This window comes from Haloferula sp. BvORR071, from assembly GCF_000739615.1.
GTDB lineage: Bacteria > Verrucomicrobiota > Verrucomicrobiia > Verrucomicrobiales > Akkermansiaceae > Haloferula.
Genome location: NZ_BATP01000059.1, coordinates 137,409 through 152,414, shown reverse-complemented (window position 1 = coordinate 152,414; position 15,006 = coordinate 137,409). Strand labels below are relative to the sequence as shown.

The 15,006-nt window shown below is 59.2% G+C and carries 13 protein-coding genes; 8 read left to right on the top strand and 5 right to left on the bottom strand.

Going from position 1 to position 15,006, the window contains the following annotated elements; all coding sequences use genetic code 11:
* Positions 1–468 precede the first annotated feature (468 nt).
* A complete protein-coding gene (locus BV071_RS29805; protein WP_052574058.1) occupies positions 469–1,023 on the top strand; it encodes a general stress protein in 555 nt (184 codons plus the stop codon).
* Between the two features lie 1,461 nt (positions 1,024–2,484).
* Here BV071_RS29805 and BV071_RS29790 read toward each other — a convergent pair.
* Positions 2,485–2,706 (bottom strand): hypothetical protein, encoded by a 222-nt coding sequence (locus BV071_RS29790; RefSeq protein WP_035615371.1) that lies wholly within the window; start codon positions 2,704–2,706, stop codon positions 2,485–2,487.
* Between the two features lie 209 nt (positions 2,707–2,915).
* On the bottom strand, positions 2,916–3,587 hold the full coding sequence (locus BV071_RS29785) for a DUF6799 domain-containing protein (protein WP_265595065.1): 672 nt from the start codon (positions 3,585–3,587) through the stop codon (positions 2,916–2,918).
* A gap of 1,013 nt (positions 3,588–4,600) precedes the next feature.
* Here BV071_RS29785 and BV071_RS34550 point away from each other — a divergent pair.
* Complete coding sequence (locus tag BV071_RS34550; protein WP_265595064.1) at positions 4,601–5,188, top strand: GNAT family N-acetyltransferase; 588 nt, start codon at positions 4,601–4,603, stop codon at positions 5,186–5,188.
* 635 nt (positions 5,189–5,823) lie between these two features.
* Here BV071_RS34550 and BV071_RS33955 read toward each other — a convergent pair.
* On the bottom strand, positions 5,824–7,011 hold the full coding sequence (locus BV071_RS33955; protein WP_081886323.1) for an alpha/beta hydrolase: 1,188 nt from the start codon (positions 7,009–7,011) through the stop codon (positions 5,824–5,826).
* Between the two features lie 480 nt (positions 7,012–7,491).
* On the opposite strand from BV071_RS33955, the gene BV071_RS29750 reads away from it, so the two are divergent.
* Both BV071_RS29750 and BV071_RS33950 read left to right on the top strand, forming a co-directional pair.
* Positions 7,492–7,704 (top strand): hypothetical protein, encoded by a 213-nt coding sequence (locus tag BV071_RS29750; RefSeq protein ID WP_035615358.1) that lies wholly within the window; start codon positions 7,492–7,494, stop codon positions 7,702–7,704.
* A gap of 585 nt (positions 7,705–8,289) precedes the next feature.
* The gene (locus BV071_RS33950) at positions 8,290–8,862 is read left to right on the top strand and encodes a lipocalin family protein (protein WP_052574056.1); all 573 of its coding nucleotides are present in this window, start codon (positions 8,290–8,292) and stop codon (positions 8,860–8,862) included.
* Between the two features lie 189 nt (positions 8,863–9,051).
* Here BV071_RS33950 and BV071_RS29735 read toward each other — a convergent pair whose 3' ends face one another.
* Positions 9,052–9,561: a hypothetical protein gene (locus tag BV071_RS29735; RefSeq protein WP_035615354.1), complete on the bottom strand. Its 510-nt coding sequence runs from the start codon at positions 9,559–9,561 to the stop codon at positions 9,052–9,054.
* Between the two features lie 266 nt (positions 9,562–9,827).
* Here BV071_RS29735 and BV071_RS29730 point away from each other — a divergent pair, with 266 nt between their 5' ends.
* Positions 9,828–10,397, top strand: a complete 570-nt coding sequence (locus tag BV071_RS29730; RefSeq protein WP_052574055.1) for a ferritin-like domain-containing protein — start codon at positions 9,828–9,830, stop codon at positions 10,395–10,397.
* A 1,151-nt stretch (positions 10,398–11,548) separates the two neighbouring features.
* On the opposite strand, the gene BV071_RS29715 is transcribed toward BV071_RS29730, so the two are convergent.
* Positions 11,549–11,779 carry a hypothetical protein gene (locus BV071_RS29715; protein WP_035615348.1) on the bottom strand — a complete coding sequence of 77 codons (231 nt, stop codon included), beginning with the start codon at positions 11,777–11,779 and terminating at the stop codon, positions 11,549–11,551.
* 1,596 nt (positions 11,780–13,375) lie between these two features.
* Here BV071_RS29715 and BV071_RS29710 point away from each other — a divergent pair.
* The 3 genes from BV071_RS29710 to BV071_RS29700 are packed head-to-tail and all read left to right on the top strand — an operon-like array spanning position 13,376 to position 15,003.
* Complete coding sequence (locus tag BV071_RS29710; RefSeq protein WP_035615346.1) at positions 13,376–14,224, top strand: STAS domain-containing protein; 849 nt, start codon at positions 13,376–13,378, stop codon at positions 14,222–14,224.
* 12 nt (positions 14,225–14,236) lie between these two features.
* On the top strand, positions 14,237–14,602 hold the full coding sequence (locus BV071_RS29705; protein ID WP_035615343.1) for an STAS domain-containing protein: 366 nt from the start codon (positions 14,237–14,239) through the stop codon (positions 14,600–14,602).
* Entirely contained in the window at positions 14,599–15,003 is a 405-nt protein-coding gene (locus BV071_RS29700; protein ID WP_035615340.1) for an anti-sigma regulatory factor, read from the top strand. Before BV071_RS29705 ends, BV071_RS29700 begins: the two co-directional genes overlap by 4 nt.
* Positions 15,004–15,006: the final 3 nt, after the last annotated feature.

Below are 15,006 nucleotides of genomic sequence, written 5' to 3'. Positions count from 1 at the left end.
GAACTAACCAGTCGATAGGGTTCTCCTCTCATCGATTCCTCGCCAAGTGCAAGGCCGATGAGGCGGTGTTCCTGGATGCCGCGGCCTAGATGGTGGATGTCGAGAGGGGGAACTGAAGTCATCGAGAAAGAGGGGACCACACCACAACGCAAAGGATCGCGCGATCAGTAAACAACGATCCGAAGAAGTGCGGGGAGGCGGACTGCGATCTACTACGTGTATAAGAGCAGCGGACCGCCATCCGCTACCAACGTGGACCCGAGCAAAGCAACGCTGCTCGCAGCACATGCGTTAGGCCCGTGCATCAGCGCAATTCCGGGCATTTTGCATGTGGAAGCAGGACCCCCGCGCTCAGCACGAGGAGGCATATACCATAAGGAGCATGGGTTTCATTCGTCTAACAATCGGCGGCCTGCAAACTGCGAGAGGCGGGCTGAGGAAAAATCCTCATCCAACCGATCCTACAAAATGACCACACTTATTGCTACCTATCGTAATCACTCCGATGCCAACACCGCCGTGGAATCTCTCAAGGCTGCCGGAGTTCCCGATTCTGACATCGGAGTCGCAGCTCTGGATCCCAGCGCGAAGGGCAGTGAGGTGATGGCATCTACGAGCGCACCGGCAGGCAGCACTGCCGGAACCGCCGCCACCGATGCAGCTTCAGGCGCGGTTGCCGGTGGCTTGCTCGGAACGGTGGGAGGTCTGCTTGTGGGTGTTGCCGCACTCGCAATTCCTGGACTGGGTTTCCTCCTGGCAGCGGGCCCAATCGCCGCCGCCCTTGGTTTGACCGGAGTGGCCGCGACTGCAGCGACTGGAGCAGGCATCGGCATTGCCGCTGGAGGAATTACCTCGATGGTAACTTCCCTCGTGAAGGCGGGCGTTTCCGAAAAAGATGCCACCGAAATCCACAATGCCATTCAATCTGGCGGAGTGGCGATCACCGTCCATGACTTGGCTGGTGTCGACACACGTGCAGCATTGCAGGCTGGCAACCCGGTCAACGTGGCGACCATGGGCTGACTCTTTCCCAGGGCGCTTGAAGTCCCGAAACACCTGCCGGGACTCCACAAACGGAGCCCCGGCCTTTTCGGCAGTAGGCGCCGCTCTCAGCCGTTGCTCCATCCATTGCGCCCACATGGGCGAAGACTAGCTCCTGCCAATCAAGACACCGATCAATATTCCAACGCCGAGCGCAATCGCAATTGACTCGAAGGGACGCGCTTGCACTGCGCTGTGAATGCAGCCGGCGTATTCTTCACAACAGGCACTCGTGCGGCCTACAGGCTGAGGAAGCACTCGGGGTTTCCTCGCTCTGTCTGAGGCATCTTCTTCGCTTTCGCGAAATACTTCAGGGGCATTCGTCTGCTCAGCAGGCTCGGCATCGGAATCCGACTGCTGGCCTTTGGTATTGGGTTGACTTGGGTCCATCCGTATCCCTTCGCAGATCCAGTGCCACCGCACGGAAGGGATTCGAGTGAGGGAGGAATTCAGGGGAGTTTGTCGGTCATATGCCTAGCCCAACGAACCAGCACAGGCCATTTGACCTGCGTGTGCCCTCGGCCGGCAAGAATGGGTGACGAACCAAGATTCCATACCACTTCTCGATCGCGATCTCATCCTGCCCAAGCCGCTCTTCATCCAAGTCAAGTCTGGTGGTCCCTTTGCCCTAGGCCATTACCGGGGGACTTCAGCGCCTGTGTTCCCGTTGGAAGGGGATCGCGGCTGTGAGGCAAGCCGTGAGAGACCGCGGTGCCGCTGGCGGCCCAGCCAGCCTTTCGCGACCAGGCCTGAATTGGGCGAGCCAATGAAAACCCTCTGAACACGGCGACAGGCGGCAGCTGCGATGATCTTCTGCTCACTCCCAGCGGCCCCTCTCCCATAGATCCGCGTCGCAATTCCCAAAGGGCGAAAGCTGGTCCTTTAGCCAGGGCGGATACTCATGCTCGGGAAACCTCTCACTCAAGATCTCAAGCTCCGAGATCTCATTGAGAGCGAGGTGATGCCAACCCCGCTGCCGCCGACCATTGATGGTGCGGATTTTGACAAGAAGACAAAGGCGATGGGTGTCCGGGCAAGGCTTGATCAACACGGGATCCCCTTCAAATCGATCATGCAACCGCCTTCCACGCACCGAATGGTGCTCGCGAATGGCGCGCCCAAGGTCAGCAAGATCAAAGGTTAGCTCGTGTGACGCGCTCATAGGCGGAATTAAGCATTTGGGCACAGGATTTTCCGTAGGAGATCAAGGTTCGGTGGCTTCCACCAGATGCCCGTCAAAGGCGGCTCCATCGCGCGCACGATCATCGTCACTGCAATAGCCATTCATGGCCACAGAGGGCTCCCTTTAGAACCTTCCTCCATGGCCTTGAGTTCTTGGAGACGCCCCACATTCGGCGCGGACTTCGGGAGGCAGCGGAACGAAACTGACCGCGGACCGTTCACGACATTGACGTTAGAGGGCACAATTCTGATGTGATGAGGTCAAATGCCGAGTTCCCGTTCCACAGCCCTGACCAATGCGTCGTGAGTTTCGGGCCCCTCGATCCAGGCCGCGGCATCGTCAAGCACGAGTTCTACATCCTCCGGGGCGACGGCGGGATGGGTCTCTACGAACTTCGAGATGAAGTTGAGGCGAGCTTCTCCCTCGAGCACCGGCGAAAAAGGGGCGTCCGAGAGCGGGTTGTCTTCGAGGAGGTTATACATGCCTCCCCATCGCACGTAGTGTGCCGAACGGTATTAGGCGGCTCCAGCCTTCGGCGGAGCGCCTGAGATTTGCAACTCGCCTCGGCGCGCCGCTTTCCGCACGCCTTGTCGACCGCGGCAGGGGGGGGCGCGGGGCGCCAGGACACATCAAATACGGCGGACTGCCAAAGCAACCCGCCGCAAACAATTCCGGGAAATTGCTAAGCAAATTATTTGATGGCGGGCAAATAAGTTCCGCCTTCTTGGATCACATCCAGATCCTTGATCTTCCCCTTGTTGCCATCGGAGAACAGGATAGTGCCATCCGGCTGGACCTTGTTCCCGTTGGGGAAGGATTTGTCTGATTTCAGCAAGGTTCCGGAACAGTCGTCCGTGAGCAGGGGCTTTTCACCCCAGCCGACGATCGATCCCTCCACCACTGGACGGCCATCGGAGAGGATTGCGTCACCATCATCCATCTCCCACTTCTTGTTTTCCTTCGAAACCACGTTGCCGTCCGCCTGCACCTTCGTTCCATCGGTGAGAGTGGTCTCCCCCGATACCTCGGACTTTTCACCGGCCTTGATGAGCCAGATCTTGCCGTCCTTGCGGACGACACCATCCATCACGAAATGGACGCTGAACTTCCCGTCCCAATCGATCATCTCGCCATTTTTCAGGCTCCATTTGGTGCCATCGGGCGATACAACCCTGCCGTCCTTCATCACCTTGGTACCATCCTTGAGAGTCGCTTCGTCCGTGAGTTCGGTCTTGTTGCCGTCCTTCACGGTAACAACCTTCCCGTCCTTCATTGCCACTCCGTCTTTGGCCACCGCAAGGCTCATCGAGGCGGCAAGGATAGCGATGAGGAGTTGGCCTGTTTTGCTGATTGGTGTCTTCATGGTTTGCATATAGTGGATTCCCGGGCCCACGGCCCGCTAAAGACCACCTCGCAGGAAGCATACCGCTATGGAACTCGGGCCAAACCGTTGCAGTTCCAGTGCCCGGCCGGCAGCTCTGCTACACCTCGTAGGCGTACTCAGGGCATACTGCACTGACTTCTGCCACAATGCACTCGGCAGATTACTCCCAAGTAACGATTACCCCCACCTAGGGGGTAGTCCGCTTGTTACCGGGGAGGCTACGAAGCTCGGCGCTCTGCGATAGATATTCAAAAGGGTCAAGGCGCGGCGGCGTAACGCTCCGCCACGGCAAGCACGTGCCCGGCGTGGGCAGAGCGTGAGACCGATCAAGCGCGACAGGCGCGACGACATCCTAGAGTGCCCGAAGGAGATGGGCGGAAACTAAAGACGCTTCCGGCCCGGCCACTTCAATCTTACCGGTGTCGAACTTGTCGATGTGCTGAGATAGGAAGGCGCCCACCAGTGAGATAAAGGCAGCACGCTGCGTCCTCTTGCTGGGATGGGCGTAGACCCGGCCCAAGTAACACACCGTTCGAATGAATGCGTCATCCCCTCTCTCGGAGCGATCGGCGCTGATCGCCATGAAATCGCGAGCGAACTCCTCAACGGGATAGCGACGATCGGACACCCGTTACCATCGACGCAGCCTTATGTCGTCACAAGTGCTTCCTTGAACCACCACCCCTTCCCTACGGCGAGATTTGATGATCCAAGGTCGTGAGATATTCAGGTTGAATAGGTTGACTGTGCTCATGGTGGGGGGAAGCTCGACGGTGGTACTCACTGATGCCAACGGCAATATCAAGCCGGGCAAGTAGCGGAGCTCGGATGGGATCCACCGCGTTGTCGCCTCCATCACGACTTCTGCGTAGCGATCGAGACGGTTCGAGCGATGATCGCCCTGTGGTGCGCTGAGTCACCAGTTTTCCGGACGTTAAAAGGCTGAAGCATGGACCTTGGAGCTGGGCCGTCTTGGCCTTATCATGTGGCTCTTGATCCTCGTTGAAAATCCTATGCATACGCCTGTCGATTCAATTCGGGTCCTGAATGTGACACAGAATGACTTTGAACGGCTGGCGAAAATCCGCGCCGCGGCGATGCGAAAGAGTTTAGCACGCGTTGGGAGGTTTGATCCCAAGGGCTCGCGGACTCGATTGCTGGTGAGCTTCGCGCCGGAGTTCACGCGAACTATCGAGGTGGATGGCAAGACGGTCGGGTTTTACGCGGCGCGACGAAGTGAGACGGGAGTAGAGTTGGAGCACCTCTATATACTCCCAAAATTCCAGAACCGGGGAATCGGGAGCCAGGTCCTACATTTCATACTCGAAGAGGCAGAACGCCTGAGGTTGCCGGTCTTTGTCGTCGCGGTGAAGGAAAGCGCATCTAACCGGTTCTACCGGCGCCATGGCTTCATGCCGGATGGAGTTGGGAAGTGGGATAATTACTATGTTCGGCATTCGGGAATGCCCGCCGCTCTCCTCTACTCCTCGCCGCAGGTGCCGACGATCTTCTCCACTGATTCTTGCAAGTGCGCGTGCAGCTCTCTCGGAATTTCGTCCTCGCAGGCCTCCATGAGCTGACATACGATTTCCTTCACCCGCTGATATCGGACCTCCTTGGAAGGGGTTCCGGTCAAGGCGTCCAAAGATTCTTCGAGGGCCTTCATGCGGGCGGAGAGGACGATGATTTGCGACGTGTGAGAGAGGTCCATTTCTGCCATTCCGGTAGTCTGGCAGGCTGGAGGAAAGGAGCCAAGGATAGACTTAATCCAGCAATCCATGACAGTAGCGGGCGGTCATCGATGGCGGAAAGCTGAACCGCTTCAGAAGAGATTCCAAGGGATGGGGCCGTTGGCGATCGAGGGAATCCAGGAGGACCTCTGCGGGACTTGGTGAAGATCTATATAAAGAAGACGATAGCTTACCGTGATGGCAGTGGAACGTGGTCTGCGGCGAAGAGTGATCGGATGAAGTGCACGATCTACATCAAGCCGTCGCTGGTGCAGAGCTTCGAGGAGATTTCAGGCGATTCTCTCAAGTGGACGCCGACCGCGAGTGCGGGGAATCGCCGAAGGTGATTGGAGATGGAAATTCCGGAGGACCTGTCAGAAAAATTCGGGGACAGCGCATCGGTGACGCAGATGGAAGTGCGGCAGAGCTTCGCGGAATATCAGATTCCGGGGCAGGTTGCGGGGTTTTGCGGAGGTCAGTCTTTTTCAGCGATCGATGAAGCGCCGAATGTAGCGGGCCATGGCACGGGGTTCTTCTTCCATGGCACCATGACCGCTGTTCTCCAGAATCACCAGTTGCGGGTGATGAAGATGCCGGGTGGTGCTGCGGACATTCCCAAGGGGAATGACGCGGTCGTGTCTCCCGGCAATTACTAGGATCGGCTTCCGGAGATTCTCGCCGGCCGGCAGTTGTTTTCCTGGTTCGGGATCGATCGCGCGACCGAAGCCATGATAGGCATCCGGAAACCCTTCAACGAGCAGCTGATTGCGGAATACTTCGCTGTCTTCAAGAGTGGGGAGTCCTGGCTGGTAGAAGGCAGTGCTGGCAGCGGCCCGGAAGGCCTGGGGCGAAGAGAGCTGCATCCTCACGAAGGGATAGAGCAGATAACGGGTCGGTGTAAAGCGCAGCAAGGCGGGCAGACCGACACTTGAAGCGGGGCAGGCAAGGACCAGCCGATCGCAGCGCCGGGGCTCGAGTTCGGCGGCGCGCAAGGCGACTACGGCTCCGAAGGAGTGACCAACGAAATTCACGCGAGTGAGCCCCAGTTTTTGGGTGGTTTCATTGACCAAGCGGGCTTGGCCATCGAGATCGTATGCGGCGGGATCGCGCGGGCGCTCAGTGTAGCCGAAACCATTGAGATCGATGGCGAAGACGCGATGGTCACGCGCAAGTTCAGGAGCGAGGTGGCGGAAGCAGTAGGAGGAAGCGCAAAAGCCGTGGATGAGAAGGACGGCAGGACCGCGATGGCCGTAGCGCTCCACGTGCACCCGTTGCCCGCCGGTGAGGGTGACGAAATTGACCGGCTTAGAGGTGACTATGGGCGCGTAGGGGCGGAGGGGTTGACAGGAGGCCAGCAGGGTTATGAGCAGAACGAGGGAGTGTCGGAGGAGAAACATTGGAAGTCTAACATGTTGCAGGCGAAGAAATGCGCTAATGAAAACTCGAAGTGAAGCGTGCTTGTGAGCGGATCCCGCGAACCGCGGCGACGCAATGCGCATGAGCGCGTCATCATCGGTCGACAGGGCAGAAAGGGGCTTCACCTCGATGATGATGGTGCCGACGCCGGCGGTGAGGAGGAAGGCGCCGCTATAGGTGAGCGCGAGTACAAATTTGACCGAGGATCCGCGCGAGTAGAAGGGGCGGAGGCCGGGGCACCGTCGGGGACAGTGCACGGCTCGGGCTGCCGGCTTCGCAGAGGAGGCGGACGGTGGCGCTTGGCATGGCCGCGTAGTGCGAAATGAGGAGTAGGAGAGCGGGATTTGGGGCGTTCGGAAGGAGATGGCGATGGCACGCTGCTTGCAAAAGGGGCGGCATGAAGCGACTCCCTGACTTCTTCTCCCCGAATCGCCGCCCTGATCTGACCTTGCCCTCGATGATCCTATTTGTGGGACTGCTCCTTGCTTGGGCGCAGTCTGTGGCAAAGGACAAATCACCCCTGGGTTCCGACAACGGGATTTTTCCGGTGCGCCTAGAGCTTTTCCATGGGGACTAACAGGAGGCACGCTGCATGCGGAAGATTGCGAGATGCAAATTTTACCCCTCCGTCTTCCTATGGCGCGTAAGCGAAACGAGTGACGCGGAAGAGGCAAATTTCGAACGGAAAGAACCGTGCGAGACCTTGCGCTCGCGAAACATTGTTAGATGGTGCGATCATGACCCTAAGCCCAATTGAAGAACGCGTGATGGAACGGCCGGAAAACTGCGAGGTCGGTGACCGGCTATTGCCGCAATCAGTGCCGCACTGGGACGGCGGGATCCGCTTGGTGGAGTTTACTCCGGCAGGATTGAAGCCGGGGGAAAAACCTTGGATGTTTGCGGCGAGCTACAAGGGGATGGAGACGATCGGGTGGAAGCGGGTGGAGTGAACCGGGGTGCTCTTGACAGGCAAAAAAATTGCCTAAAATCCTCCGTATGGCGACTTCCTCCTATGCCGCCCTGCCTGCACTTCGTGGGGCGATTCAACATTTCAGACAGGTAAAATTCCAGCACCTCGGAGAGGTGTTCGTGGTAGAACCTCATTCGCTCGCCCAAGCCCCCCGATACGGGGCTCTTGTCCTCGTGGCGTGGGTCGAGGAGGGCCAGGGTGCTCCGGGTTGGAGGATCTTCCGATACTGCTTGATTCGTAATCTCGAAATCCTGGATGGCGGGTTCAATCCCCGCAGCAATGCTCCGGACGTGTGGACCGTGAAGGGCAGGCAGGGCGGAAACGGGACCGGCTGAGTATAGTGCGGGGTGAACCACGGCTTTCCACGGATGGGCGCGGATTGAAGGCACCCGGGATGTGGAGGTAACCGCGGAGGCGCAGGGGTCGCAGAGGGAGCGCGGAGAAATCGGTTGATGCGTGCTCCGCCAGAGGCAAAATGTGGGGTTACCGGTCTGCAAGGGCTGGCTCCGCAAAGTTTTCAAAGCCACCCATGAGAAGCTCATCCATCTGCACGCTGGTTCTTTCGTTGTTCTCGACCACATTATTCGGGACAGCCGCCGGGGAGGACAAAGCGCCGGAACCGCTGCCTTCCTTAAAAGAGTTCAAGCCCGAGAAGTATCTCGGGAAGTGGTATGAGGTGGCTAGGCTGCCGATGCTGTTCCAGCCTTCCGGGACCCTTGCAGTGGCCGAATACGGAGCAGGAAAGGAGCCCGGGCAGGTGACAGTCAAAAACACCGCTTACGACAAAGCGGGAAAGAAGGTCGTGGACATCACAGGCGAGGCGAAGCTTGCCGAGGGCGACCCGCCGGGACGCTTGGTGGTTTCGTTCGGTCCGATCAAGGCGAAAGCTCCGAACTACTACGTGATGCATGTCGATGAGGGTTACCGATACGCGGTGGTCGGGGTGCCGGATCGAAAGTCGCTGTGGATCCTCGCGCGGGAGGTTCCAATCGGAGAAGAGACACTGAAGTCGCTTCAAGATATCGCCCGAAAGGCGGGCTTCGATGTCAGCAAACTGTTGATTGCGCCTTGGGACAAAGTTCCGAAAGCCGAGCGGGACCGTGCTGGAGAAGCGGCTGGGGAAGCGAAGTCAAAATGAGCTTTCCAACGAGAGCCTTTCGCCTGGGATATGGTAGTGCGGGAAGTGGCTCGAGTGAAAGTGGAGTGGCTGGTGCCACAATCGAGTGGGTGTGAGGATCAGCGAGCGGAAGAAAGAAGGCCCCGGCTCTTGCGAACCGGGGCCCAGCCAACGCAATTAAACCGTCAGATGGCGGGACCTGGAAATTGGTCAAATGCCGTCGTTGTCGGCATCTCCCGGGAGTTGTCGCTCGACGCGATGCCAGCCGGCACGGACGGCGTGCTTGGCATTCTCCCAGTCGAGGCGTGAGTTACCTTTCCGCTCTTCCCAATCGGCGCGCATGGCACTCTCCGCGTTTTCGAAGTTGGTATTGTAGCGGTCAGGTCCTTCCCAGCCCAGGCGGTAGGCCGGGGCGTAGTCGCCCTCATAGGTGTATTCCGCGTCCGCGTAATCCTGGCGCGGATGCTGGGTGCGCCAGTAGTCGGCCTCGACGGTGGGGTCGATCTTTTCGGCGGCAGCCTTGCCCGCGACTGCGCCGGCAATGCCACCTACCACGGCACCCGCGACCGCGCCGATCGGGCCACCGACGGCACCAATGCTGGCGCCGGTTGCCGCGCCCGCAGCGGTACCAACACCTACGCCGACAGGATGGCTGCCGGGTTCGCCGGTGATGGGATCTTCGTTGCGGGCTTCCTTGATCTGTTCGTCCTTGGATTTCATGTTCGATGATTTCCGGCGGTTGCTCCGGATGCAGAGACCTTTGCAAAGGGAATGCCAACGATGCGCCGGTGCGAGTGCAGGCCCGTGAAGAGTAGGCCACGGGAAGAGCCACGGCATTCTGCGATGAAGGCAGTGCAGGTTGCTCGCCGGCTCCGGTGCTGAAGCAATGGTCAGTAGTGGCGGGCCTTGCAAGGACGAGGCTTTTCCAATCTCCCCATTAAGGCACATGTCATGCGAGAGGGAAACTCCCCACAAGGGATAGAATTATGGCTAAACTCACATCGCTTGAAGTCCTGCTAAAAGAAGAGATCAAGGATCTCTTCAGTGCGGAAAACCAACTCGTCAAAGCTCTCCCGAAAATGGCGAAGGCGGCGGCGAATGAGGATCTGAAGGAAGGTTTCACCTCTCACCTCGAAGAAACGAAGGGTCACGTGACCCGCCTAGAGAAAGTGGCCGAGCTGCTTGAGATCTCGCCGAAAGGCAAGGTGTGCAAGGCGATGCAGGGCCTGGTGGAAGAGGGCGCGGAAGCGATCGAGGAGGACGGCGATCCGACGATCAAAGACCTCGCACTGATCGCGGCCGCCCAACGAGTGGAACACTACGAGATCTCTGGTTACGGATCGGCTCGGGCGCTGGCAGAAACCTTGGGTCTCGATGAAGTGGTGGAGCTTCTGCAGGAAACTCTGGACGAAGAAAGTGAGTGCGATTCCACACTCACGGACTTGGCGGAGACGCTGATGGCGGAGGCAAATGAAGGAGGCGAGGAAGAGGAGGAGGCTGATGAAGCCGAGAGCAAGGCTCCGAAAGCTTCCAAGAAGGCGAAGACTTCCAAATAAGGATTTCCTGGAAAATGCAGCCGCCGCTTCAGGGATGGGGCGGCGGCATTTTTTTATGAGCTGGGAAGCGCGTGGATGAAGGATGCAAGGCGGAGCCTCCGCGCTCCCAGTGGGGGCGTCGGGAATTTCACTGACGGGATATTCAGCATGATGCCTATTAGCGGTTGATTGCCATAGAGGACTCTTGTGCGCTAATTCCCGCGGGCATGTGCCGTGGAGAGCGACGCGAAGATCCGATCGATTGCCAAGTGGGAGACTGGCTGCCAGCGGTGCGGGCGCCGTTCTGGGGCATCCACGACTTTCACACGATGGAAGGTCCGCGGTCGCGCGGCGGTAGGCCTGAGGGATGGTGGACCTTCAAGCGCGGCGAACGGCACGATGACGCTACGGGTGAGATATTGATGGCGTGGGAACGGGTGTCGTGAACCGGAGTCCGGCGCGGGCGTGGCTCGCGTGGAGGTGGAGGATGCCGATGCCTTGGGCAGGTTGGGCGAGGATCTTGACGCCGTCCCAGATGCCGGGTGGGCCATGTCTGTTAGGATAATGTCGCCGACTTGGAAAGGTGCGGTGACTTGTTGCCAGCCGGAGGGGATGAGGGCGGTTGGGATGGCTTTGGTGAGACCAAGGGGGGCGTGGAGGTTGCGGGGATGGGGTTTGGGGTGGGGTGCATGGCTGTCAGATGAGATGGCAGGTGCCAAGTGATCGGTGGGCAGTGATCAGGGAAAAGCAGGTGAAGTGGGGCGGCGTGGGCCACGACCGCCCTACCGACTATTGGACGAAGGCACCGGCGTAGCGGCCGTCGCGGGAGATGAGCAGCGGGATTGGTTTTAATGATGTCGCGCTTGAGGAGAGGAAGATCTCGGCGAGTTCCTGCTTTGCTCACGCCGGGCATGAAGGTGATGGGCATGGAGAGGTTAACGGCACCGTCGCGCGAGGGGGCACTCCTTTTGACGGCGGCGTGATCGAAGACGGTCTCGCGGGGGTGAAGGGATGGCGAGGCGCCCCCCCGCGGCAGTTCATGTCGCCGGAGCGGGTGCCATTGCCGGTGTAGCCGCCCTCAAAGCTTAGCAGGCTGCCAAAGAGGGAACTCATAAGGCCGCCCCCAGTGGAGCAACCGCTGAAAGCAAGCTGGCAGCTGAGGGAATTGCCGCCTAGTCCCCCACCCTGCCCGAAGAGCTCGCCGGTAATGCCGAGGATGCCTTGGAGGAGGCCATTGAAGCGTTCTTGAAGGCGGAGCTGGCAAGGTCCGAGATGATCGAGCGGAGCCTGATGAGGAAGCCGAAGTTGGTGAGGCCGGAGAGGCCTCTCTCGTAGCCCTTGGCGCGCCTCTCGGGGTCTAGGGTGAAGGACCCGAACTGTTTGCCCAAGGTGGCAGTGTCCAAGCACGGGAGTTTTAGTCCTGGAAGATGATATGGCGGCGGGCCCGGTGAAGGGGGGATGCATCAGGCCCGTCGCCACTCCTGGGGGGTAAAGTTGGGGACCTTACAGGAGCGCGGAAGCTTTCGCATAACACGGGCCAAAAAGCGTTGCGCTTCCGATCAGCCTCCCTCTAGCAGGCGGTGCGGACACAAGCGGAAAGTGACGAGCAAAAAGCAATGCCAGTGACGAATTCTGCAAACGCAGATGTGAGCCGATTTGACTGCCTTTCGCACTCACCCCCTCCCTAACGATACGCGCCCCCACTTCTCCTACACGGCGGGAACCTTCCCACATCAAGCCCGAGACTTCACCACAGGCGGAGGATAACCGCGCGCCGATCATTGAAATTCCCGTTACCCTGATCCGGCCCAAGCGTGATCCGCGCCTCCGGTCCTGTGTCGAAGATAGCGAAGTCTATGATTGGGTTCTGGCCACAGCGGTGCCTGATGGGGACGCTTCAAAGAGGAGGTATTTGCTTGCGACGGAAGCCGGCCTCGCTCGGGTGTTTACGCCTACGCGGTGCGTGGCCAAGGACGGCAGCGTCCACGCGATATGGTTGCGGCTCTAGACCTAACCCCCGCCAACTGTAATTCGGCCCGATCCTCGGGCGGCATCCCATCCCAATATTCCGCCAGCCGACGGCGGACGTCGGCCACCTCTTGACGCATTGCGCGGATGTTTCTTCTTCCCACCGCCTCAGGCGTTCCTAGGTGTCGCCCAGAGAAGCGAGAGGAAACAGAATCGGGGGTGACTTCTGGAGCGGTAGGGTGATCCGCCTCACGCATGCACGGATCAAAGCATTGAAGTCGCGCCGGACAAGGGCGGCAAAATGCCGACCGGAGGCATTTGGATTAGCGTCCACGGAAGGATCCCACTCCGACCCGCGAACGTAAAGTTGCGCGCGGGGGCGCTTCGTCAAGAGGGCTTGGGTTCAGCGAGGCAACCCGGACCGCGGGAGTGCAAATTCTTTCCGGCACTTTAAGCCCTGCCTCTAACAAGCATCGGCAATAATGGAACACGCCGCATAAATACGGGCGACGCCGCTGGATTGTTCGCCTGGTGACTGGGTGGCCGACACCGCGCCACCCGGATGGGAAACAGGGGATGGAGAGGCGGTGCTCATTACGGGCGACGCAACCCCGCCGAGCACCACCACGAGTATCGGCAGGCGCTCAAAGCCCGCGGCGAGAAGAAGGGATGGACTCCTGCGACATGGAGGAGGCGCGGATAATGCACGACAACCGTGGAGTTTTCCCTGAGAAATCTGGTGTTTTGCGGAGATAGGCTTCGAGGGACTAAGAGCTGCTGGAAGTCCTCCATCGGAAGACAAAAAATGTGTAGGCCGAGTTCGACGGATATAAGGCTTCGGCAGTAGGAAGCGAAACATTCAGGCGGCGCTCACAATCAAAAAAGGCGATATGTTGCAGCTCTTCACGGTCGGTCAGCGGGCAGCCGGACCGACCGCTGAATGAGCCGATCCTCAGGTATGCGATACAAGCTTGCGGAAGGATTAAAATTTTCCCCCTTGCTCGCCTCTTGAGAGCGGCGTAGACGCGATCATGTCGGAGACGATCTTGCCAAATCTTTTAAAGAAATCCGGTAGTAATATCTTGGAGGAATGGGATCGCCAGCTCAGCTCCGCCGGAAGACGATCCGACCTGATCAAAGAGGACGACGAGCGCACACAGGGCCAGCAGTTCCTTACACGCCTGGAAACTGCGGTGCAAGGAGGCAGACTCGATGATCTGAAAGCTCCGGCATGGAAGCCGGTGCTGGAGTTTCTCAGCGAAATCTCCAAAGGCCGGGGACGCCTAGGGTTCTCCGCGTCGGAAACCGCACTTTTCGTGCTGTCGCTCAAGCAGCCCATCATCCAGGGGCTAAGGGAGGATGTGGGGAATGACCCAGACAAGCTTTTCGAGGAGATCAAAACCGCCAACAACCTGCTCGATAGGTTGGCACTCCACACCATCGAGACGCACCAGCGCGCACGCGAGGAGGTGATCTCCCGGCAGCAGATGGAGATGATCGAACTATCCACTCCTGTCGTAAAGCTCTGGGACGGGATCGTAGCCCTGCCGCTCATCGGCACCCTCGACAGCGCCCGGACGAACGTGGTGATGGAGTCACTCCTCCTGCAGATCGTCAGCACGGAGTCCGAGATCGCGATCATCGACATCACCGGCGTCCCCACCGTAGACACGCTGGTCGCGCAGCATCTTCTCAAGACCGTCTCCGCCGCAAGGCTTATGGGCGCGGACTGCATCATCAGCGGCATCAGGCCGCAGATCGCCCAGACCATGGTGCACCTTGGCATCGACCTGACCACGGTCAGCACCAAGGCTACCATGGCCGAGGCGCTGAAGACAGCCATGAACAAGATGGGATTCAGGGTCACCCGAGAAAAATAAGCCCTACGACTGATGGTAGAGAAAATCCCAATCCTCCAGATCGAGGACATGCTTCTGGTCACAATCCAGGTCGACATGCATGACCGCCTCGCGCTCCAGCTCCAGGACGATCTAACGGAGAAGATAAGCCAGGAGAACGCTCGCGGCGTTCTCATCGACATCTCCGCGCTCGAGGTGGTGGATTCGTTCATCGGACGCGTGATTGGCAACATCTCCGCGATGGCGCGCGTTCTGGATGCCAAGACCGTGGTTGTAGGGATACAGCCGGCGGTAGCCATCACCCTCGTGGAACTCGGCCTCACGCTGGAAGGCGTGCACACCGCCTTGAACGTCTCGCGGGGCATGAAACTGTTGCGTGCGGAGAGCGGCCCGGCATGACCGTCGAAAAAACATCGACCATTCCTGTCCAAGGTGAATCGGACGTGGTGAAAGTGCGCCAGTCTGTGCGCACAATTGCGGTGGAGATCGGCCTATCGCTGGTGGATCAGACGAAGGTGGTCACGGCGGCCAGCGAGCTGGGCAGGAACCTGCTCATCTACGGCGGCGGCGGCGAGGTGATCCTGGATCTGGTGACCGACAACGTCCGCCGGGGTGTGCGGGTCGCTTTCGTCGATGAAGGCCCGGGAATCGCGGACCTCGAGCAGGCGCTGAGGGACGGCTTCACGAGCGGTTCAGGGATGGGCCTCGGGCTGGGCGGGGCGAAACGCCTGGTTAACGATTTCGATCTCGTTTCCAAGCCGGGCGAGGGAACACGGGTTACAATCACCAAATGGCGCTGATGT